The following is a 1,337-nucleotide window of genomic DNA, read 5'->3' on the forward strand; positions in this document are numbered from 1 at the left end:
TGTCAATGCTTCGGTCGCAGCATTTGGCTGTAGCGCAGGGAACAACCCCGACAATGCGACGATAACCGTTGACGGTTCCGCCATTACCGGCGGTAGCGGCACCTATGTTATCTATGAGTTCGTGGATAGCGGTTCCACCGTTGTCCAATCGGGCGCATCCAATGTGCTGACGGTCACAGACAGGACCGGCGATACCTATACGGTCAACGTTTACGACGACAAGGGTTGTTCGGGCAGCACGACGGCCACGGTACTCCCCTTCGACGAGATGACGGGCGCTACGGCAGCGGTGACCACTACGGTTACCTGTGCACCGGGCAACGACGGCGTAATCACCGTTACCGCGACATCCACCGCTAGCGATGATACCAAATACGAGTACAGCATCGATAATGGCGCAACGTATGTACCAACGAACGTATTCGGCGGCCTGTCCGCCGGTACGTACAATTTCCTGGTAAGACACACCGATACCGGTTGTATCGTTACGACATCGGCCAGAATCGAAGAACCCAACACCTTCACCATCGATGTCGTCAAGACAAGCGATGTGGTATGTTTCGGGACGGATACCGGCGAAGTGACTTTCCGACTTGTCGACGCTACGTATACTACCGGTTTCAATTGGACGGTCTATAATACGAACGGAACACCGGCCGATCTTGGTGACGACACATCGGTGGCTACGGGCAGCGAGGCCGCGACCGGTCCCACTCCAATCGTATACTTGGGCGTAGGCGAATATTATGTTTCCATATCACAGGCAGACAATCCGTTCTGTACAAATATCGAGTATTTCAATATCGCAGGTCCCGGCGCAGACATTACGGGCAGTACCGTTGTAACGGACATTACATGTGTACCGGGAAATGACGGGTCTATCACCATTGCCGATGTTGTCGGCGGATGGGGCGGCTATACGTATTACGTAGGCCTAGAAGCGGCGGGTGTTCCCGCAACCATAGATTTTGTAGCGGGCAGTTCTTTTACCGCCCTTCCTGCAGGGACATACCATGCTTGGGTACGCGATGCTCAAGGCTGTGAGAGATTAATTCGGGACAACATTGTCCTTGATGTTCCAGAAGCCATAGTGGCCGCCATTCAAGTGACCCGGGACAACTGTACGAACCTACAGGGTGAAATCACCGTAGATTTACCAATGGGCGGACAGGGAAGCAACTATACCTATCAATTGATCAAGGACGGTGTTAATCTGCGTGCGCCACAGAACACCCGCGTATTCTCGGGACTTGGCGCCGGTGAGTATGAAGTGTTGATTACGGACCAGTGGGGCTGTAGCCTAAATACCCCTTCAGAATTCTTGTACGAGCAATTGG

1 protein-coding gene is annotated in these 1,337 nt (G+C 53.4%); it reads left to right on the top strand.

Annotated elements, in window-relative coordinates; translation table 11 throughout:
• Positions 1-163: 163 nt before the first annotated feature.
• Positions 164-1,337: SprB repeat-containing protein (locus BLS33_RS24580; protein WP_143017694.1), on the top strand; the 1,174-nt coding region annotated here is incomplete at its 3' end.

The organism is Kriegella aquimaris (assembly GCF_900103215.1).
GTDB classification, from domain to species: Bacteria; Bacteroidota; Bacteroidia; order Flavobacteriales; family Flavobacteriaceae; genus Kriegella; species Kriegella aquimaris.